The 20,587-nt window shown below is 67.9% G+C and carries 17 protein-coding genes and 1 pseudogene; 10 read left to right on the top strand and 8 right to left on the bottom strand.

The features are described from left to right. Positions 1-76: 76 nt before the first annotated feature. Positions 77-691 (bottom strand): annotated as a pseudogene (locus K309_RS39710) (IclR family transcriptional regulator); the annotation flags it as partial. A 180-nt stretch (positions 692-871) separates the two neighbouring features. On the opposite strand from K309_RS39710, the gene K309_RS0103005 reads away from it, so the two are divergent. Beyond that, the gene (locus K309_RS0103005) at positions 872-3,655 is read left to right on the top strand and encodes a hypothetical protein (protein WP_029045035.1); all 2,784 of its coding nucleotides are present in this window, start codon (positions 872-874) and stop codon (positions 3,653-3,655) included. A 36-nt stretch (positions 3,656-3,691) separates the two neighbouring features. Here K309_RS0103005 and K309_RS0103000 read toward each other — a convergent pair whose 3' ends face one another. Then, entirely contained in the window at positions 3,692-4,447 is a 756-nt protein-coding gene (locus K309_RS0103000; protein ID WP_029045034.1) for an IclR family transcriptional regulator, read from the bottom strand. A gap of 243 nt (positions 4,448-4,690) precedes the next feature. Between K309_RS0103000 and K309_RS0102995 the strand changes: the two genes are divergently transcribed. Both K309_RS0102995 and K309_RS0102990 read left to right on the top strand, forming a co-directional pair. Continuing rightward, entirely contained in the window at positions 4,691-5,731 is a 1,041-nt protein-coding gene (locus tag K309_RS0102995) for an LLM class flavin-dependent oxidoreductase (RefSeq protein ID WP_029045033.1), read from the top strand. 224 nt (positions 5,732-5,955) lie between these two features. Beyond that, positions 5,956-7,950 (top strand): sigma-54-dependent Fis family transcriptional regulator, encoded by a 1,995-nt coding sequence (locus tag K309_RS0102990; protein WP_029045032.1) that lies wholly within the window; start codon positions 5,956-5,958, stop codon positions 7,948-7,950. Here the strand turns inward: K309_RS0102990 and K309_RS35835 are convergent. The 4 genes from K309_RS35835 to K309_RS0102970 form a co-directional block, all read right to left on the bottom strand. Then, positions 7,947-8,975 (bottom strand): LysR family transcriptional regulator, encoded by a 1,029-nt coding sequence (locus K309_RS35835; protein ID WP_035876688.1) that lies wholly within the window; start codon positions 8,973-8,975, stop codon positions 7,947-7,949. The genes K309_RS0102990 and K309_RS35835 overlap by 4 nt on opposite strands. A 60-nt stretch (positions 8,976-9,035) precedes the next feature. Then, positions 9,036-10,004, bottom strand: coding sequence for an amidohydrolase family protein (locus tag K309_RS35830; protein WP_035876686.1), 969 nt, complete (start codon positions 10,002-10,004; stop codon positions 9,036-9,038). Next, a complete protein-coding gene (locus tag K309_RS0102975) occupies positions 10,001-11,353 on the bottom strand; it encodes an MFS transporter (protein ID WP_029045031.1) in 1,353 nt (450 codons plus the stop codon). Before K309_RS0102975 ends, K309_RS35830 begins: the two co-directional genes overlap by 4 nt. Positions 11,354-11,479: 126 nt before the next feature. Continuing rightward, positions 11,480-12,424 (bottom strand): YncE family protein, encoded by a 945-nt coding sequence (locus K309_RS0102970; RefSeq protein WP_029045030.1) that lies wholly within the window; start codon positions 12,422-12,424, stop codon positions 11,480-11,482. A 367-nt stretch (positions 12,425-12,791) separates the two neighbouring features. On the opposite strand from K309_RS0102970, the gene K309_RS0102965 reads away from it, so the two are divergent. The 6 genes from K309_RS0102965 (at position 12,792) to K309_RS0102940 (ending at position 18,327) form a co-directional block, all read left to right on the top strand. Then, positions 12,792-13,865, top strand: a complete 1,074-nt coding sequence (locus K309_RS0102965; RefSeq protein ID WP_029045029.1) for an ATP-NAD kinase family protein — start codon at positions 12,792-12,794, stop codon at positions 13,863-13,865. Between the two features lie 33 nt (positions 13,866-13,898). Next, on the top strand, positions 13,899-14,912 hold the full coding sequence (locus tag K309_RS0102960) for a thiamine pyrophosphate-dependent dehydrogenase E1 component subunit alpha (RefSeq protein WP_029045028.1): 1,014 nt from the start codon (positions 13,899-13,901) through the stop codon (positions 14,910-14,912). Between the two features lie 48 nt (positions 14,913-14,960). After that, positions 14,961-15,977: an alpha-ketoacid dehydrogenase subunit beta gene (locus tag K309_RS0102955; RefSeq protein WP_029045027.1), complete on the top strand. Its 1,017-nt coding sequence runs from the start codon at positions 14,961-14,963 to the stop codon at positions 15,975-15,977. After that, positions 15,977-17,092, top strand: a complete 1,116-nt coding sequence (locus K309_RS0102950) for an acetoin dehydrogenase dihydrolipoyllysine-residue acetyltransferase subunit (protein ID WP_029045026.1) — start codon at positions 15,977-15,979, stop codon at positions 17,090-17,092. Before K309_RS0102955 ends, K309_RS0102950 begins: the two co-directional genes overlap by 1 nt. Before the next feature lie 76 nt (positions 17,093-17,168). Continuing rightward, on the top strand, positions 17,169-17,510 hold the full coding sequence (locus tag K309_RS0102945; protein ID WP_029045025.1) for a carboxymuconolactone decarboxylase family protein: 342 nt from the start codon (positions 17,169-17,171) through the stop codon (positions 17,508-17,510). A 55-nt stretch (positions 17,511-17,565) separates the two neighbouring features. Next, positions 17,566-18,327, top strand: a complete 762-nt coding sequence (locus tag K309_RS0102940) for a lipoyl protein ligase domain-containing protein (protein WP_029045024.1) — start codon at positions 17,566-17,568, stop codon at positions 18,325-18,327. Positions 18,328-18,487: 160 nt separating this feature from the next. Here the strand turns inward: K309_RS0102940 and K309_RS0102935 are convergent, their stop codons facing one another. After that, positions 18,488-19,309 (bottom strand): hypothetical protein, encoded by an 822-nt coding sequence (locus K309_RS0102935; RefSeq protein ID WP_029045023.1) that lies wholly within the window; start codon positions 19,307-19,309, stop codon positions 18,488-18,490. A 392-nt stretch (positions 19,310-19,701) separates the two neighbouring features. After that, entirely contained in the window at positions 19,702-20,091 is a 390-nt protein-coding gene (locus K309_RS0102930) for an OsmC family protein (protein ID WP_029045022.1), read from the bottom strand. A 73-nt stretch (positions 20,092-20,164) separates the two neighbouring features. Between K309_RS0102930 and K309_RS41525 the strand changes: the two genes are divergently transcribed. After that, positions 20,165-20,455: a hypothetical protein gene (locus tag K309_RS41525; RefSeq protein WP_156914287.1), complete on the top strand. Its 291-nt coding sequence runs from the start codon at positions 20,165-20,167 to the stop codon at positions 20,453-20,455. Positions 20,456-20,587 lie beyond the last annotated feature (132 nt).

Below are 20,587 nucleotides of genomic sequence, written 5' to 3'. Positions count from 1 at the left end.
CGTCTTGCGCGCCGCGCGCCGCGCGCAGCGCTTCCAGCAGCCGGGGCACGGCGTCGCGCGTCAGCCGCTGCAGCGGGCCGGCGATGGCGAGGGATCCCACCACCGCCCGCGTGTCACGGTGGTGCAGCGGCAATGCCAGCCCGGCCACCGTGGCCGCGGATTCCTCGCAGGTATAGGCAAAGCCGTCGGCGCGGACCTGGGCCAGTTGCGCGGCCAAGTCGGGCGCATCGCCGATGACCTGCCGCCGGAACGCTTCCGGCTGGAAGGCCAGGATCGCCTTGGCATGCGCGCCGGCGTCCAGCGCGAAGCGCTGGCCCACCTCGATCGAAAAGCGCAGCTGGTGCTGGCTCTGGGCAATGTCCGTGCACAGGCCTTCGTGACCGTCCAGCCAGGACAGGAAAACCGTTTCGCCGCTTTCCTGCGCCAGCGCCTCCAGCGCGGGCTGGACCACCTCTGCCGGCGAAAACGACTTGCGCATCACTTGCCCCAGCTCGAACCAGCGCAGCCCCAGCCCATAGCGGCCGACGCTGTCCTGCGTCAGGAAGCCATTGGCGGCAAACGTGGCCAGTGCGCGATGCACGACGGCGTGGTGCACGCCGCTTTCGCGCGCCAGTTCGCGCACGCCCCAGCTGGGCTGGCGAGCGGTGAAATGGGTGAGCAGCGCAAGGGCGCCGTCGAGGGTCTTGAGCATGACTGACTGCTTTGTGTCTCTATATAAGAGACAACGTCTCTGATACAGAGAAATGCTAGGCCTCGCTCCAACAGCCAACAATCAGGGTTAACACGCAGTCCCAGCCAGCGCCCGGGCGAATATCGACCATGCGCCGTTGCCTATACTTGGCGCAGACCGACTGCTACTGGGGAGGCGCCCATGGCTGCGGAAGACCACGGTTTCGGCGACGAAGCGGCCCGCATCGCGCATCGCCGCGGCCAGCTCGGCATCGCGCCGCGCACGCATGAGGGCCAGCGCAACTGGGCGCTGGCGCTATCCGGCGGCGGCATCCGCAGCGCCACGTTCTGCCTGGGCGTGACGCAGGCGATGGCAGGCACCGCCATGCCAGCCACCACCCTGGCCACCACCGCGGACACCGAGGCTCCTCCGACGCCCGCAGCAAGTACTGCCGCCTCGGCGCAGGCCGTGCCCGGGCTGGCCTCTCTGCTGGCCCAGTTCGACTACCTGTCCACCGTCAGCGGCGGCGGTTACCTTGGAGCCTTCTTTGTCAGCCTGTTCGTGCCCGGGCGCCTGCGGCGCGGCGCCGGCCCGGTCCAGGCCGCGGCCGACGCCTACCACACGCTGCAATGCGAGCCGCCCGGGCGCATCCACACCTCGGTCTCCTATGCCGCCGATCCCGGCCGCGGCGCGGTCGCGTGGCTGCGCGAGAACGGCCGCTACCTGTCGCCTACCGGCGCGGGCGACAACCTTTATGCCGCCGCGCTGGTGGTGCGCAACTGGCTGGCCGTGCACTACGTGATCGGCAGCGCGCTGCTGGTATTGCTGTCGCTGCTGGCGCTGTTGCTGCACGGCGCGGCGGCAGCGTGGTACGGGTTCGGACGCTATGAGATGGACTTGCTGCACGATGCGCGGCAGGCCTTCAACCAGGGCGAATGCGCGATCTGGTGGAGCCCCTGGCTGTGGCTGCCGCTCGCTACCGCCGTGATCGGCGCGGTGCCGCCCGGCCTGGCCTACTGGCTGGTCTATCCGCGCGCCAGCGATTCGCAGGCACCGGGGCGTTTTTTCAGCCCCGCGCCGATGGTGGCCCTGCTGCTGGGGCTGCTGTTGCTTGCCGCCGCGCGCTGGTCGGAATGGCTTGGCGCGGAGCCGGTCTCGGCGCAGCTCTTTGCCGCGATGGGCGTGCTGACCTGGCTGGGTGTGCTGAGCTGCCTGGTGATGCTGCAGGGCGAGCCGCGCACCGTGTCCGGCTATCGCGTGCGGGCCACGCGCGCGCTGCGCACGGCGGTCACGCTGACGCTGTGGCTGGCGGCATTGGGCCTGGCCGATACCGCCGCACGAACCACCTATCTGTATGCCCATGCCGCCGGCCATCCGTGGGGCGCGGCGCTGCCCGCGAGCGTGCTGGGCGTGCTGGTTTGGCTGGTGCGCTATGGCGCGCGCTGGTTCGACGAAGGCCGCAAGGGCAGCGCCGAGACTGCCTGGCGCGCACTGTGGACACGCTTGCCGGTCTCGCTGCTGGCCGGCGCGGCCGCGGCGGTGCTGGCGCTGCTGCTGTTCGTGTTGTGGTCGTGGCTGGTGCTGTGGGTGCGCTGGGATGGCCGCGAGCCGGTCGACTGGCTGGTGTATGGCACGGCCTACACCGGTCCGGCGCTGGCCACGCTGACAGTAGTGGCGCTGGTGCTGGCGCTGGTCGCCGGCCGCTTTACCGGCTTCCTGAACCTCTCGACGCTGCAGCCCTTCTATGCGGCGCGCCTCACGCGCGCCTATCTTGGCGCGTCCAACGGCGAGCGCTTTGCCGCGCCCGATCCCGATCCGGTCGCGGACCGCCGCCGGCGCGCGCGCTTCAGCGTGGCAGAGCCGGTGCCCGGCGACCAGCTCAGCCTGAACGCCTACTACGATCCGCGCGTGCTGGCGCCGCTGCACCTGATCAACGTGACGTTGAACCTGACCGTCGATCCGGCCGAGCAACTGGTCCAGCGTGACCGCAAGGGCAAGCCGCTGTGCCTGGCACCCGGCGCCGGTGTGGCCCAGCCGGGCGCCGCGACCACCATTGCGCCGGATGCCTATGTGCGCTTCACCATCGACGGCTGGCGGTGCTGCCCGGACGCGTCATGGCCTTCATCCGGCAAGCTGGCGCAATCGCTCACGGTGGGGGACTGGATCGCAATCTCTGGCGCGGTGGTGTCGACAGGGCTGGGCCGTGCCACCACGCTCGGGACCTCGCTGCTGCTGGGCCTGGCCAACCTGCGGCTGGGCACGTGGTGGCCGTCGTATCCGGCCAGGTACGCGCGCCAGGGCGGGCGCGAGGGCGAGCAGTGGCGCCATCCCGAACGCGCCACGCATCCATGGCTGGCCGCCGGCATGTTCCGCACGCAATACTATCTGGGGTGCGAGCTGAGCGCCCGCTTCCATGGCACGCGGCGCGGCTGGCAGTACCTGTCGGACGGCGGGCATTTCGACAATACCGGCGTCTACGAACTGCTGCGTCCGGGCCGGGACGTCGCGCTGATCGTGCTTTGTGACTGTGGCGGCGACCGGGACTATCGCTTTGGCGACCTCGCCAACCTGATCCGCCTCGCGCGCATCGACCACGGCCTGGAGATCGTCGTGGATACGGAGGCCGCCACCACGCACCCGGTGCTGAGCCAGGTCTTCGGCGTGCCGGACGATTTCCTGCCGGGCGTGGCGGCCGGCGGCCCTGCCGCCGACAAATGCGCGGTGCTGCTCAACGTGTACCGCACCGACCCGGCCTGCGCGGCGCCGCGCGCGCGGGTCTGCCGCATCGTGCTGCTCAAGCCGCGGCTGGTGTCATGGGCGCCGGCCGACGTGCGGCACTATGGCGCCACGCACCCGGCCTTCCCGCAGGAAGGCACCGGCGACCAGTTCTTCGATGAAGCGCAATGGGAAAGCTATCGGGCGCTGGGCCATGCGATCGGCCAGCGCGTGCTGGGCGGCGAGGTGGGCAGGGCGCTGCTGGCGTGATCGGGTGGCCTGAACGTCGCCGTTAGCACACGAAGGTCAGCGAACAAAGCCGATCACGTCCTCCAACCGGCCGCTGGCGTCGCGCAAGGCCTCCAGCAGCCGCGGCACGGCGGCCTCATCCAGGCGCTGCTGCGGCCCGGCAATGGCCACCGAGCCCACCACCGCGCTGCGGTCGCGCGACCACAGCGGCAGCGCCAGCCCGGCCACGCTGGCCGCGGCTTCCTCGCGCGTATGGGCCCAGCCGCGTTCGCGCACCTCGGCAAGCTGCTGCTCGATGCGCTCGCGGTCCAGCGCGGTGTGCGGCCCCATGCGTGCCAGGCCCTGGCGGTAGACTTCGTCGCGGAAGGCATCGTCCTGGAAGGCGAGCATCGCCTTGGCATGCGCGCCCGCGTACAGCGCAAAGCGCTCGCCCAGCTCGATCGAGAAACGCAGCTGGTGCTGGCTCTGCACCAGCCCCACGCACAGGCCTTCATGGCCGTCGAGCCACGACAGGAACACGGTCTCGCCGCTTTGCGCGGCCAGCTTTTCCAGAACCGGGCGCACGATCTCGTCCGGCGAGAAGCTCTTGCGCACCACCTGCCCCAGCTCGAACAGCCGCAGCCCCAGCGAATACTTGCCGGTGGCCGCGTCCTGCACCAGGAAGCCGTTGGCGGCAAAGGTCGCCAGCACGCGGTGCACCACGGCGTAATGCACGCCACTGTGCTTGGCCAGCTCGCGCACGCCCCAGGTGGGCTGGCGCACGGTGAAGTGGGTCAGCAGGGCCAGCGCGCCGTCCAGTGTCTTGAGAGTCATCGATCGTTCCTTCGCATCGGGCTGAATGGTAAGGGCAAGCGGCGCGCGGCTCAATCCTTGCGCCCGGGTGCCGCGCATTTGGCGAAGTTGGCCGACATTTGCCGGCGTTTGCGGATACCCACGCCGCCTGCAGGGCCGCAAATCCGTTGCCAGCACGATCCGCGCGGGCTCACTAACATAGCGAACCATCCGCATTGCAGCGGGCGGCGCACGTGTGGCGTACGCCGCCCGCCAGACCACGACATGAACCGCGACTCTCTCCCCGCCGGCAACGGCATCGCTTATTCGGTGCTCGACCTGGCGCCTATCCCGCAGGGCAGCGACGCCGGCCAGGCCATGCGCAACTCGCTCGACCTGGCGCGCCATGCCGAACGGCTGGGCTACCACCGCTACTGGCTGGCCGAGCACCACAACATGCCCGGCATCGCCAGCGCCGCCACCGCGGTGCTGATCGGCTATGTTGCCAACGGCACGCAGACCATCCGCGTGGGCTCCGGCGGCGTGATGCTGCCCAACCATTCGCCGCTGGTGATTGCCGAGCAGTTCGGCACGCTGGCCTCGCTGTACCCGGGCCGCATCGACCTGGGGCTGGGCCGCGCGCCAGGCACCGACCAGGCTACCGCGCGCGCATTGCGCCGCCATCTGGCCAGCGACAGCGCCGATACCTTCCCGCAGGACGTGGAAGAACTGCAGGCGTATTTCGATGACGTGCGCCCCGGCCAGCGCCTGCGCGCCGTCCCCGGTGCAGGCCTGAAGGTGCCGATCTGGCTGCTGGGCTCGAGCCTGTTCAGCGCGCAGCTGGCCGCGGCGATGGGCCTGCCGTTCGCCTTTGCCTCGCACTTCGCGCCGGGCTTCATGCGCCAGGCGCTCGACCTTTACCGCCGCACCTTCCGGCCCTCGGAAACGCTGGATCGCCCGTACGTGATGCTCGGCTTCAATGTCTTTGCCGCAGACAGCGCAGACGAGGCGCGCCGCCTGTTCAGTTCGCTGCAGCAGCAGTTCCTGGCACTGGTGCGCGGCACGCCGGGGCAGCTGCGCCCGCCGGTGGACGACATCGAGTCGCTGTGGACAGAGAGCGAGGCCGACCATATCCGCCGCTCGCTGGCGTGCTCGGTGGTGGGCGATCCGGAGACGGTGCGCGCGGGCATGCAGCGCTTTGTCGACGACCTGCAGCCGGATGAGCTGATGCTGACCGGCCAGATCTACGACCACCAGGCGCGGCTGCGCTCCTTCGAGATCGCCGCCGGCGTGGCGCGCAGCCTCAAGGCCAACGCCGCGCTTTGAACCATCCGGTATGACGCACGCCGCACTTGCGGCGTGCGCTCGCCGCTGTCTCGAGATTCCTGCCTGCATTCTGGATTGCATCGCGCCGAGGCGCTCGGATACATTAGAAGGCCGACACCAGACAGAGGCGCGGCCGCCCAGGCACGCGCCCGCACAGTCCGCCCGATCCACCGCCCCCTCAGCAGGCTCCCGGGGCCGACGGCAGCGACGACCAGGAGACAGCGATGGACCTGCGGCAACGCGAGCACATCGAGACGGTGGTCCAGGCCACCACATACCTAGCCCCGCCCGCCGTGCTGGCGGACCGGATCGCGCACGACGCCATCATCCAGAACTCATGGCGGCGCTGCGTGCACCAGTACGGGCTCGATCCCTCGCGCATGCAGGAAGCGCGCATCCTGCCGCAGCCGCGGCTGCGCGAACACCAGGAACGCATCGACGATTTCGCGCGCATCGCGCGCCACGGGCTGCAAAGCCTGTACGGCCAGGTGGCGGCGCTGGGGTACGTGGTGCTGCTGACCGATGCGCAGGGCGTGACGGTTGATTACATCGGCGATGCGCACACCGACGCCGCGTTGCGGCACGCCGGCCTCTACCTTGGCGCGGAATGGAGCGAGAGTGGCGCCGGCACCTGCGCGGTGGGAACGGCGCTGGTCACTGGCCAGGCATTGAGGGTGCACCAGGCCGACCATTTCGATGCGACCCATATCCCGCTGACCTGCACCGCCGCGCCGCTGTTCGACACGCACGGCAACCTGCACGCCATCCTCGACATCTCCGCGCTGACCTCGCCGCACGCCAAGGACAGCCAGGGACTGGCGTTGCAGCTGGTGCGCATCTATGCCGCCCATATCGAGAACGCCAACTTCCTGCGCGCGCACCGGCGCGACTGGATCCTGAAGCTGAACGTGGCGCCCGAGTTCGTCGACGTCAACCCCGAGTACCTGCTGGCGCTGGACGAGGTAGGCCGCATCGTCGGCCACAACCACCGCGCCAGGCTGATGCTGGAGGGCGAACTGGGTGGCGCGGCCGGCGCCACCGTGCTCGGCCAGCGCTTCGAGGCACTGTTCGGCGCCCGGCTGGAAGACCTTGGCAACTATGTCTACTCGCGGCCCAGCGAGCAGCGGCTGGTGGCGCTGAACCGCAGTGGCGGGCTGCTGTACCTGAGCGTGATGCCGCCCGCGCTGCGCTGGCAGGCACCGGCGAAGGAAGCGCCGGTGGCCATGCCCCCTGCGCTGGCCGCGCTGACCGGCGGCGACGCCGCGCTGCAGCAGCAATTGCAGCGCGCCGCGCGCCTGGTCGATTCACCGATCAATCTCCTGATCCATGGCGAGACCGGCAGCGGCAAGGAGTTCTTCGCCAAGGCCCTGCACCAGGCCAGCGCGCGCCGCGGCGGCCCGTTCATCGCGGTGAACTGCGCGGCGATCCCCGAAACGCTGATCGAGAGCGAGTTATTCGGCCACCTGCCCAACAGCTTCTCCGGCGCCGGCCCGCGCGGCAAGCGCGGGCTGATCCAGGAAGCCGACGGCGGCACGCTGTTCCTGGACGAGATCGGCGACATGCCGCGCGAGCTGCAGTCGCGGCTGCTGCGCGTGCTGGCCGAGGGCGAGGTGCTGCCGGTTGGCGCAGCACGGCCCGTGCCGGTGCGGCTGCGCGTCATTTCCGCGACGCACCACGGCCTGGAGCAACTGGTCGCCGAAGGACGCTTCCGCGAGGACCTTTTCTACCGCCTGAACGGCGCGCGTTTCGAGCTGCCGCCGCTGCGCGCGCGCAACGACCTTGACTGGCTGATGGCCAAGCTGCTGCAGGAAGGCGCGGCCGCGCCCGTGACGCTGTCGCCGGCGGCCCGCGAGCGGCTGCATCGCCATCGCTGGCCGGGCAACCTGCGCGAGCTGCGCAACGTGCTGGAATACGCGCGCGCCGTCTGCACCGGCGGCTATGTCGATGAGCACGACCTGCCTGACGGCCTCGGGACGACAGCCATCCCCGCGGCACCGCCGCAAGCTGCGCCGGTTGCCGGCGACAGCGACGCCGCTGCATGCGACCCGCACCAGCTGCCACCCGAAGGCATGCTGCTGATGCAGTACCTGCGCGCTTCCGGCTGGAACCTGAGCGCGGTCGCGCGCCAGATCGGCATCAGCCGCATGACGCTGTACCGGCGCATGGAGCGTTATGGCATCCAGTCGCCGAACCGGCGCGACGGCGACGCGGGCAGCTAGCCGCGCCGACGCCCGGTCCTGGGGGTCGCGGTGACTGGGGTGACTGGGGTGACTGCGGTGGCAGCCGGCGGCGAGACGCCCGCCGCGCATGCCGCGCGCAGGGCATCGATCAGCAAGCGCACGCCGGGCGTGGCGGTACGGCGCTTGCGCGACACGATGCCGTAGGGCACCAGCCGGCCGCGCATTGCCACCGGCAGGATTGCCAGCGCGCCCATCGCGGCGAAATAGCCGGCGATCGCGCTGGGTACCACGGCGATGCGGTCGCTGCCCGCCAGCAGCGGCAGCGTCGCCATGATGGAAGAGGTTTCGATGACATCCTCCGGCAAGGGCACGCGCGCATCGCGAAAGGTCTGGTCAATGATCTGGCGCATCGGGCTGGCGGCGGGCTGGATGATCCATGGATAGCCCGACAGGCCCGCCAGCCGTACGCTGCGCTTGCCTGCCTGCGGATGCGCGGGGCGCGCCACGATCGACAGGATCTCCTCGCACAGGGGCTCGAACGCCAGGTCCTCGGCAAGCGAGCCCGCCGGGATACGGCCGACCACCACGTCCAGTGCATCCTGCCGCAGCGCCTGCACCAGCACGTCGCTGGTATCCACCTGGAGTGCGATGTGCAGCTGGGGGTGGCGTGCCTTGAGCCCATTGATGGCGCCGGCCAGCAGGTCCGGCACCGGTGCCAGGATCGCGCCGATGCGCACCTTGCCGATCTCGCCCGCGGCGATGGCGGCAAGCTCGTCGTGCAAGGCATCGAGATCGGACAGCGCCACGCGCGCATAGCGGATCAGGGCCTCGCCGAACACGGTTGGCGTGATGCCGCGGGCGTGGCGCGTGAACAGCAGCGTTCCGACGGTGTCTTCCAGCTCGTGCAGTGCCTTGGTCGCCGCGGGCTGGGTCAGCGCCATCTCGCTGGCGGCGCCACGCAGCGAGCCGTGTTCGGCCAGTGCCAGCGCCAGGCGAAGATGGCGCATCTGCAGGCGCTTGCGCAGCGTGGCGGCGTTGCTGAGCTGGGTCAGGGATTCGGGCATGGCAGTGTACGGTGGACGCCGGTTTTATAGCACGCATGGCGGACCACACTGCGACCGGAATCAACACATTGCGCTGTCTTGGGCTGGTGCCGGGTACATGTGCCCGGCGGCAATATGGTAGAAGCGGGCAGCATTGCCGACCAATACCCGTTGCCTGGCGAGCGGGTCCGGCAGCGCGTCAGTCACCATGCGCAGCACCGTACCGAACGCGGCGCTCAACGACGACACCGGCAGGTTGCTGCCGAACATGGCGCGCTCGTGTCCGAAGATGGCCAGCGTCTCGCGCACAATGCGGCGATTACCAGCCGCATCCCAGCGGCCGCCCTGCAGTCCGAACTCGGACAATTTGACCATCACGTTCGGGCAGGAGGCCAGCGCTTCCATGCCGCGCCGCCAGTGCGCCAGCCCGGCTTCCGACCGGTCAAGCGGCAAGCCGGCATGATTCAGTGCTATTGCCAGCTCGGGCAGGGCGGCGGCCACCTGCGCCGCCTCTTGCAGATGCCAGAACGGCACGCGCAGGTCCCATGACAGTCCGTGATGCGGCAGCCGCGCCAGGTCTTCCAGCCAGCCGGGATCCTGCATCGATCCTGCCCTGCCCGCAACCGACTCGCCCGGAGCGGATGCCGTCAGCGGTTTGCAGCGGATGCCGCGCACCCGTGCAAAACTCGCCTGGCGCGCAAGCAGCGCGGCGCAGTTTGCGGTGCCGAGCGGGGCGTAAGCGACCACGGAGGCGGCCATGCCCCGGGGCCAGCGGGGCTCATGCAGCCACGCCGTCTCGGCGATGGCTTCACCCCGGTCCCGCTCCGCCTCGATGTGGACGGTTGCCAGCACCGATACGCCAGCCGTATCGCGCCGGTACTCAGCCGCCAGATAGTCATGGCGCAAGGCCTGGTAGTCGCCCAGAAAGAATGTTGCCGGCTGGTACCCCTCCTGCAGCCACGGGTAGTGCCCGCAATCGAGCTGCCACAGATGGTGGTGGGCATCGACGATCGCCAGGCGCTCGCCGGCAGGCAAGACGTTGCACGTCATCGGCAGGACTCCGGCAGGGTGGCGGTCAGCACGGTAGCCAGCACGAGCGCGCAAGCCAGCATGTAGACGCCCACGCCGGCGTCGAAATACTGGATCAGCAGCCCAACTGCATACGGCCCGCAGAACCCGCCAAGATTGCCAAGTGCGTTGATCAGGCCGCGCGCCACGCCCGCATCGTCTGCGGCCAGCAGGCGCGGGGGCAGGGTCCAGAACACGCCCGCGGCGGCTTGCAGGAACACGCCGCAGCCGACCAGCAGACCGTAGGCCAGCCAGGTATTGGCATGGAACCATACCGATCCGGCCAGGCAGGCGGCAAAGCCCAGCAAGGGCCACATCACGAAAGCGCGGCGTTTCCCGCTGCGGTCCGACCAGGCAGACACCACGAGGATGCCGGCCATGGTTCCCACATACGGTACCATCGCCAGCAAGCCGACCTGGCCCATGCCGCCGTGGGTCAGGTCCTTGAGGATGGTTGGCAGCCACAACGTATAGCCGTAGATGCCAGCCTGGTAGAGGAAATTCAGGCCGATCAGGCGACGGATAACGGTATCCGACAGCAGCCGCAAGATCACTGTGCGCGTAGCCGCATGGTTCGTTGACGCAGAGGCAGCTAGCGCCGCTCGTTGCTGCTCGGCGCGCAGTTGCGTCAGGACGTAATCGCGCTCCGCCGTGGAAATCCAGCGGGCCTCCTGCGGCCGGTCGCAGGCCAATGCCAACCAGACGCCGAGGCAGAGCGCCGAGATACCGCCTTCGATGATAAACAGCCAGCGCCAGTCCAGCGCGGCGATGACGAGTCCCGAGAGCGGCGCGGTAATCATGCCGGCAATCGGCACGAACAGGATCACCAGCGCATTGGCCCGGCCGCGCTCGTGGTCTGGAAACCAGTTGCCGACGATCGTCAGCACCACCGGCAGCATGCCGCCCTCGGCCACGCCGAGTGAGAAGCGCAGGACCAGCAACTCGGTCTCGTTGCGCACGAGGCCGGTCAGCACGGAGATCACGGCCCACGCCAGCATCGACCAGCCGATGAACTTGCGTCCGCTGCCGCGTACGGCCAGCTTGCCGCCCGGAACCTGCAGCAACAGGTAGCCGGCGAAGAAGATGCCGCCGGCCAGGCCCGCCATGCCGGCACCGATGCCAAGCGCCTCGTTCATGCCGCCCGGCATGGCAAAGGCGATATTGACCCGGTCCATATATGAGACGATGCACACCATCAGGATGGGCGGGATGATGCGCCACCAGCGCTGCGCGGGAATCCGGGCGGTGGCCGAGGCGGTGCCGGGCGTCGCGCCGGCAGGAGAATCGAGGGCGACGGCGTTGTCGGCTCGCGCTTGCTGCGGGATGTTCATGGGTCTCCTTCATGGGCGCCTTCAGCGGCTGCTTCGGCGGCTGCTTTAGCGTCTGGGTCTGTGCTGCGACGAAATGGTATGAGTGCCGGCCGACGGTTGCGGCGACGGGCCTGTGGAACCTCGCACTTAGCGGGACGGCAGCGCCAGGATGGCGAGGCCGTCCGGCTCCTTGCCGGTGGCAAAGGCATGGCGCAACGCCAGCGTGCGAAGGTCCAGTTCGCTGACGCTGTGGTCGTTGAGCGCAAGCCAGGCGCGGCCAGGGTCGGCTGGATGGAATGCCAGTGCGATCGGCTTGGCGCCGGTATCGACCCGTGCCAGCTCGACCAGCGTGTGCGGGTCGAAGATGCGCAGGCTGCGCTCGCCATAGTTGAGCGCGAACAAGCGGTCGCAAGGCGACCAGTACAGTCGGGTGGGATCCTCGCCCGTGGCGACCGTGCCGAGCACTTCCAGCGTGTGGGCGTCGAGCCGCGCGATGGTATGGTCGTCGCGGCTGGAGACGTAGAGCAGGGATTCGTCAGGACTCAGGCAGCAGCCTTCAGGCCGCCGGCCGGCGTGGGCTGCGCGCGGCGGCCGGCTCGCATCGTAGGGGTGGACCAGCGTTACCGTGTGCGACAGCAGGTTGGTCACGTAGGCGCGTTGCCCGTCGCCCGTCAGTACGAACAGGTGGCTTTTGACGCCGCCGGACGGCACCGCGCGCGCAGGCGTGCAGCTCTCCCACGGCGCTTCGAACACCAGCAGCATGTTGTCGCGCTCGCTCAGGGCATAGACGCGGCCTCGCGCGTCAATCTGCAGCCCGTGGATGCGGTGATAAGGCGCGCAGTCCAGGTCGCCTTCACGCTCTCCGCCGGCGATATCGACGCAGCACACGGCGGCGCCGCCATTGCCGGCATGCGCAAAGGTCTGTACCCCGTAGTGGCCGACATAGCCGCGCAGCCGTGCGCGGTCGACCACGAACTCATGTGGGTAGTCCGGCAGCGGCACGCTGAAGCGGCGCGCACCGCTTTCCAGGTCATAGCCGCTGAAGCTGTGGCCGAACTTCTCCACCAGCACTGCGATCCAGCGCGTATCCATTCTGTCTCCTCATTAGCTTCGCGGCGGGATGGCGAAGCAGGTCGTTGTTTGAGGAGGAGAGTCTGGCGCAGGAAGCCGTCACCAACCACTGAATATTGCACATCGAGGTATTCCCGGAAGTAATCGGCCGCACCCGCGGCCGCCGCTGCGCGATACGGTTGTCCAGTCTGTACAACTGCACTGTGACACCTGTCTCGCCGTGATAGCCGCGCTGGGCTGTTTGCCGCGCGGAGCATGGCAAATCGTGCGGGTTATCCCTTAAATCGAACGCCGCCGGAGGGACGTTTTCCGATCTCGCGGCGGCTTCCGTGCACTGGCACAGCCATTGCAATTTGCCTGTCACCACAACCACAACAGGAGACAGGCAATGGGGCACGCAGCCGTCGCCGGCACGCCACTGGTCGGCATCATCGCCAACCCGATTTCCGCGCGCGATATCCGCCGCGTGATCGCCAACGCCAACAGCCTGCAACTGGCCGATCGCGTCAATATCGTGCTGCGCCTGTTGTCCGCGCTGGCGGCATGCGGCGTGGGCCGCGTGTTGATGATGCCGGACCGCGAAGGGCTGCGCGTCATGCTGTCGCGGCACCTGGCGCGCCGGCAAGGTCCCGACTCCGGCCTGCCTGCCGTCGAATACCTCGACATGCCCGTGACCGCGCGTGTCGATGACACGCTGCACGCCGCGCGCTGCATGGCAGACGCCGGCGTGGCCGCGATCATCGTGCTCGGCGGCGACGGCACCCACCGCGCGGTGGTGCGCGAATGCGGTGGCGTTCCCATCGCCGGCCTGTCGACCGGCACCAACAATGCCTACCCCGAGATGCGCGAGCCCACCATCACCGGCCTTGCCACCGGGCTCTATGCCACCGGGCGCGTTCCCGACAAGCAAGCGCTTGCCTCCAACAAGCGGCTCGACATCGTCATCCGCGATGGCGACGGCGGCTTTCGCCGCGACATTGCGCTGGTGGATGCGGTGATCTCGCACGAGCACTTCATCGGCGCGCGCGCCTTGTGGAAGACCGACACCCTTGCCGCGGTCTATGTGTCGTTTGCCGATCCGAAGGCCATCGGCCTGTCAGCCATCGCCGGCCTGCTCGAACCGCTGGGCCGGCGCGATCCCGGCGGCCTGGCGATCGAACTCGCCGCGCCGGGCGAGGGCGAATTCGACCTGCGCGCACCGATCGCGCCGGGACTGCTGTGCACGGTGCCGGTGGCCGGCTGGGAACGCCTCGAACACGGCCGCCCGCATCGCGTGCGCCAGCGCAGCGGCATCGTCGCGCTCGACGGCGAACGCGAGCTGGCCTTCGGGCCTGACGACGAAGTCACCGTGACCCTGCATGAACACGCTTTTCGCAGCATCGACGTGGCGGGCTGCATGCGCTATGCCGCGCAGCATCGGCTGATGCGCAGCAGCAACCCGTTGCTTACCTGCCTTTCCTGAAGTGCAAACCTTGATAGAACGAAGGAGACAGACATGACAGCCAGAGCTTCGCAAGATCCTGCGCAACATCGCGCCGCGCTGCCGCTCGACAAGGAGACGCTGCTGACGGTGTACCGGAAGATGCGCACCATCCGCGATTTCGAGGAGCGCCTGCACGTGGACTTCGCGCGTGGCGACATCCCGGGCTTTGTCCACCTGTATGCGGGCGAGGAGGCCGCGGGCGTCGGCATCCTGCATCACCTGCACGATGGCGACCGCATTGCCAGCACGCACCGCGGCCACGGCCACTGCATTGCCAAGGGGGTGGATCCGGTGGCGATGATGATGGAGATTTATGGCAAGAAGGGCGGCTCGTGCAACGGCAAGGGCGGCTCGATGCATATCGCCGACCTGTCCAAGGGCATGATGGGCGCCAACGGCATCCTGGGCGCGGGCGCGCCGCTGGTCTGCGGCGCCGCGCTGGCGGCCAAGTTCCGCGGCAAGGGCGAGGTCGGCATCACCTTCTGCGGCGATGGCGCTTCCAACCAGGGTACCTTCCTGGAAAGCCTGAACCTGGCCGCGGTGTGGAACCTGCCGGTGATCTTCGTGATCGAGAACAACGGCTATGCCGAGTCGACCTCGCGCGACTATGGCACCGCGGTAGACAGCTATGTCGACCGCGCCGCCGGCTTTGGCATCCCGGGCGTGACTGTCGACGGCACCGACTTCTTCGCTGTGCACGAGGCCGCCGGGGAAGTCATCCGCCGCGCGCGCGAAGGCGGCGGCCCGTCGCTGCTCGAATGCAAGATGGTCCGCTTCTACGGCCATTTCGAGGGCGATGCGCAGACCTATCGCGCCGCCGGCGAACTCGACGACATCCGCGCCAACAAGGACTGCCTGAAGCTGTTTGCCCGCACCGTGACGCAGGCCGGCGTGATCGCGCGCGAGGAACTCGACACCATCGACCGCGAAGTCGCCGCGCTGATCGAGCACGCCGTGCAGGAAGCCAAGGCCGCGCCGCTGCCCGGCCCGGAGGACCTGCTCACCGACGTCTACGTCAGCTATTGATCCGCCTTTCGCCAACAAGACGGCAAACCGAACTATCAGGAGACAAACATGGCTCGCAAACTGAGCATCAAGCTGGCGATCAACGAGGCGATCGACCAGGAAATGACCCGTGACCCGAGCGTCATCATGCTGGGCGAAGACATCGTCGGCGGCGCGGGCGCGGACGGCGAGAAGGACGCCTGGGGCGGCGTGCTGGGCGTGACCAAGGGCCTGTATGCCAAGCATGGCGACCGACTGCTGGATACGCCGCTGTCGGAGTCCGCCTATGTGGGCGCGGCCATCGGCGCCGCGGCGTGCGGCATGCGCCCGATCGCCGAACTGATGTTTATCGACTTCATGGGCGTGTGCTTCGACCAGATCTTCAACCAGGCGGCCAAGTTCCGCTACATGTTCGGCGGCAAGGCCGAAACCCCCGTGGTGATCCGCGCCATGGTCGGCGCGGGTTTCCGTGCCGCCGCGCAGCACAGCCAGATGCTGACGCCGCTGTTCACGCATATCCCCGGGCTCAAGGTGGTGTGCCCATCGACGCCATACGACACCAAGGGCCTGCTGATCCAGGCGATCCGCGACAACGACCCGGTGATCTTCTGCGAGCACAAGAACCTGTACGGGCTGGAAGGCGAAGTACCGGAGGGCGCGTATGCGATCCCGTTCGGCGAGGCCAATATCGTGCGCGACGGCAAGGACGTGTCGATCGTCACCTACGGGCTGATGGTGCACCGCGCGCTGGAAGCGGCGGCCACACTTGCCAAGGAGGGCATCGAGGCCGAGGTCATCGACCTGCGCACGCTGTCGCCGCTGGACATGGACACGGTGCTGGAGTCGGTCGAGAACACCGGCCGCCTGGTGGTGGTGGATGAAGCCAGCCCGCGCTGCAATATCGCCACCGATATCTCCGCGCAGGTCGCGCAGCAGGCATTCGGCGCGCTCAAGGCCGGCATCGAGATGGTGTGCCCGCCGCATACGCCGGTGCCGTTCTCGCCAACGCTGGAAGACCTGTATATCCCCGGCGCCGCGCAGATCGCTGCCGCCGCGCGCAAGACGGTGAAGGGAGGCAAGCACTGATGACAACCGCAGCAATTACTCCGATCGTGATGCCCAAGTGGGGCCTGTCGATGAAGGAAGGCACGGTCAATGCCTGGCTCGTCGACGAAGGCGCCGAGATCAGCGTGGGCATGCCGATCCTCGATGTGGAAACCGACAAGATCGCCAATGCGGTGGAGGCGCCGGACGCCGGCACGCTGCGCCGCAAGGTGGCGCAGGCCGGCGACGTGCTGCCGGTGAAAGCGCTGCTTGGCGTGCTGGCCCCGGCGGAGGTGAGCGATGCGGATATCGACGCGTATGTATCGGCTTATGAAGCGCCCGCGGACGAGGGCGGCGAGGAAGACGCCGCCGCCGCGTACCAGTTCGCCGATGTGGACGGCATCCGCGTCCGCTACGCCCGCAAGGGCGGCGGCGCCGAGACCGTGCTCTTCATCCACGGCTTTGGCGGTGACCTGGACAACTGGCTGTTCAACCTCGATCCCCTTGCCGACACGTACACGGTCGTGGCACTGGACCTGCCCGGCCATGGACAGTCGTCGCCGCGGCTCGCGGGCACGACGCTGGCGCAGATGGCCGGCTTTGTAGCGCGCTTCATGGACGAGACCGGCATCGGCGCGGCGCACCTGGTCGGCCATTCGATGGGCGGCGGTGTGGCGGCGCAACTCGCCGTGGACGCGCCGCAGCGGGTGCTGTCGGTGGCGCTGGTGTCGCCGGCGGGCTTCGGCGAAGCGGTCAACAGCGGCTATACCGAGGGCTTCGTCAATGCGCAGTCGCGGCGGGACCTGAAGCCGGTGATCGAGTTGCTGTTCGCGGATGCCGGGCTGGTCAGCCGGCAGATGCTCGACGACTTGCTGCGCTACAAGCGGCTGGATGGCGTGACCGAAGCGCTGACCTCGCTGGGCCAGGACCTGTTCGCCGGCGGCAGGCAGAAGGAGCAGCCCGGCCAGCGGCTGGCCGGCACCGGCAAGCGCGTGCTGGTGGTGTGGGGCGGACAGGACCGCATCATCCCGGCCGAGCATGCCGAGGCGGCGCCGCCCGATGCCACAGTCAAGGTCTTTGCCGATGCCGGCCACATGAGCCAGATGGAGAAGGCCAACGACTTCAACGCGCTGCTCAGGCGGCACCTCGGCGGCTGATGCCGCGGCGCGGGCAGCAGCGCATGCCGCTGCCCGCGTTTGTCTTCCATCCACCGAATCACGACGACAGTTTTTTATGAGCACAGAACTGAAGACCCGCCTCGCCCAGATCAACAAGCAGTTCGCCGCGCTCGCGCAGGCCCAGCCCGCGGCCATGAGCGCATTCCAGGGCCTGATGAAGGCCGCCACGCAGGAAGGCAGCCTGCCGGCTGCCGTCAAGGAGCTGGTCGCGGTTGCGCTGGCCGTGCAGAAGGGCTGCGACGACTGCGTGCTGTTCCACACGGCGCAGGCGCTGCGCCACGGCGCCACGCGCGAGCAAGTGGCCGAAGTGCTGGCGCTCAATATCGAGATGGGCGGCGGCCCGGGTGCGATGTACGCGGCGAAGGCGCTGGCCTATTTCGATGCACTCAACGGCTAGCCTTGCTAGACTCGGCCTATCGCTACCCGACCGGCCCCCCGACCGCTGCCGTGCCATGCCTTTTGAGTTCGTCGAGCCCGCGCCTGCCAGCCAGCCGCATGTGGATCCGTTGCAGGACGAACTGGCGCTGCTCGAACTCGCCGCGCAGGCCAGACAGGTCGCGCAACTGTGGGAAGCGCCGCTGTCGCTGGTGGTACCGCGCACCTACCAGCGGCATGCCGGCTTCGAGGCCGCGCGTAGCGAGTTCGCTCGGCAAGGCTGCCCGGTGTTCCTGCGCATGTCGGGCGGGGGACTGGTGCCGCAAGGCCCGGGCATCCTCAACCTGAGCTTGGCCTATGGCGTTGGACAGCCGCCCGGTGCGCTCAGCGATGCGGTCTATCTGCACCTGTGCGAGGTGATCGGCAGGGGCCTGCTGGCGCTTGGCGTGCCGACGCATTGGCAGGCGGTGGCCGGTTCCTTCTGCGACGGCCGCTTCAACCTGGCATGGGGGCCGCCGGAGGCGGCGCGCAAGATCGCCGGCACCGCGCAGTACTGGCGGCGGGCACCCGCGGCAATGCAGTCCGGCGATGGCCAGCGCCATTTGGTGCTGGCGCATGCGGTGCTGCTGGTGAGCGCCGATCCGGCCCAGATCAACGCACGCGCGAATGCGTTCGAGGCGGCGATCGACAGTGGCCGCCGCTATGATCCCGGCAAGGTGGTCAGCGTGCGCGAAGCGCTGGTGGCGCAGGGGCATGCCGTCGCGGATGATGCGGAGCTGATGGCGCAGGTATCGGACGCACTGTGGCACAGCGCCGCGCAGACGCCGCCACCGGCCTAGCCAGCTGACGGAGCGCGCAAAAAATTGCGGCCCGCGTGGGGCCGCCAATCGGGAATGCGAGGAGATCAGTTTCCTCAGGCAACGTTATCGACACGAAACGGCCTCGCAAGACCCTACTTTGGTGGGGCGTATGCATCACAGTCTGCCGGGCGAGCGATCGCTACGCGATCAGGTAGGTGCCATGCGGATCCGGTTCTGCCGCCGCCTTGATCTTGCGGACGTTGCCTTCCAGCTCGGCATGGGCGGCGTCCAGCCATCCCACGCGATGGCGCACCGGATCCTTCGGCGACAGGTCGCTGACGGATAGTTCGCGCAGGAAATAGCGCACCATGCTGCCGGCTCGCGCGGGTACCGGCATCATGCCCAGCAACTGGTTGCGCGCGATCAGCCGCCGGCTGACGGCATGCCGGAGCCCCGCCCAGGCGGTTCGGCCCAGCGCGATATAGAGAGCGTCGGTGCGGATCTGCCGGACGGAGTCGAGAAACTGGCTTTCGAAGACTTCGCGCAGCATGGGTGCCGCCATCAAATCTTCGAAGGGGCCGTCGAAGGCGAGCCCGCGCCGGGTGGTCGCATGCGGCAGCAAGGCCAGCGGCTGCAGTCGTTCGAAGCCTTCGTTCCACAGCGCCGCGGCATGCGGCAGGCCAACCAGCTCGGGTACGCGGAAGTGGTCGAGCATGCGGATCAGGTTCGGGCGAACCAGCTTGCCGCCAAGTTCCACCCGCCGCTTGTTCTCGCGCTGGATCACGCGGCCCGGCGCGTGGCTGCGCATCAGCTCCTCGGTCACGGACGCTGCCAGCCGCACATGGGCATGGCCCGGCGTGGTGCTGACGAGCACCAGCTGCGCCTGCGCGTTCAGGTATTCGCACGGTACGTAGTGCATGGCATACGTACCGTCTTGCGCGACCAGGACCGGTCTGGCAATGACGCCGGTGGCGCCCGCAAGCCGTACCTGAGAGCAATACGCTTCAATAAAGTTGGTCAAGGACTCCCCCGCTCACGACGCTTCTGGATGCGTTTTTCTTCTTGTTCTGCTTTTCGATCATGGTAAGCCGGCGCTGAATCGCAGACAAAGCACGCGGTGCCGGATTAGCCTGAATACGACGCAACCTTCGTTGGACAGCCAACACATTGGCCGCCGCACCCCCCGACCGGGTGAGGCCTGGCGGCCGTTATCCGCACGGTAGCCTGGGGCTGGCGTCAGGACGATGACACGGTAATGCGTGGCTGCGGGTCAGTGATCGAGGCGCGAGCGGGAAAAAAAACCGGACACGAAGCGTGTCCGGTAACCCATTTGCTGACTCAGGTCGTGTCAGAGCCTGAGAATACAAATGGTAACTATTATCATTTACGGCGGCAACAGGAGCTCATCGGTTCTCAGGCGATTGACGTGTCGATAGCAATCTGTCCGGACAACGTCTTGTGTACCGGGCAACGATTGGCGACACGCAGCAGGTCGTCCAGGATCTGGGGCGTCAACTCACCACTGACCTTGACCTCGCGCTTCAGCGTATAGGTGCCGTTGGTCTCTTCATGGGCGACCGTCACGCCGATACTGGCGATGGCGTAGCCTTTGCGCCTGGCATAGAGCTGCAGCGTCAAGGTCGTGCAAGCGGCCAGCGCGGAGTCGAGCAAGTCGTGAGGGCTGGGGTAGCTGGTATCGCCGCCCGCCGAGGCATCCAGGTCGGCCTGCCATTGGGCGGTGCCATTGCTCAGGTGGCAGATGGTGTTGCCCTGGCTAGGCTGCCAGGTCGCTTGGATAGTCATCGATCGTCCCTATCTGATAAGTAAGCGGCCCGGCGGGCCGGAGCAGTCATTCTATACAGGGCGCTACAAACCATTGAAAGCAGTGGCGGCGGCACTTTTTCAGCGTTTTCAGGGTTTTCCGAAAAAGTGCTTGCCAACCCTGTCACACTCCCTTAATATTCGCCCCCTCGCAACACAACGCGGCGCTGCAAAGGCAGACGCAGCAAGGGTTGCGGGGTCGACCGGGAGGGTTGGCGCGGCGAAGTTGGCGCGCTGGCTGCAGCAAAAAAAGATTGCTGAAACGGTTGACGAAACGAAGAAAGCTCTGCATAATCTCGTTTCTCTGCTGCAGACAACGCAGCGCGCTGAACGGCAAAGCCGGTGAGCGAAGTTCTTTAACAAACAAACAACCGATAAGTGTGGGCGCTGGGTAGCGGACGCCGCTGTCTTCGGACAGTGTTGCTTCACAAGTTATACAGTGCTCGCACAGCAAAACGTGACTGGGTCTTCGGATCTG

This window comes from Cupriavidus phytohabitans, assembly GCF_000426345.1.
GTDB lineage: Bacteria > Pseudomonadota > Gammaproteobacteria > Burkholderiales > Burkholderiaceae > Cupriavidus.
The sequence above is the reverse complement of the archived record's forward strand: the minus strand, read 5'-3'. Positions and strand labels throughout refer to the sequence as shown.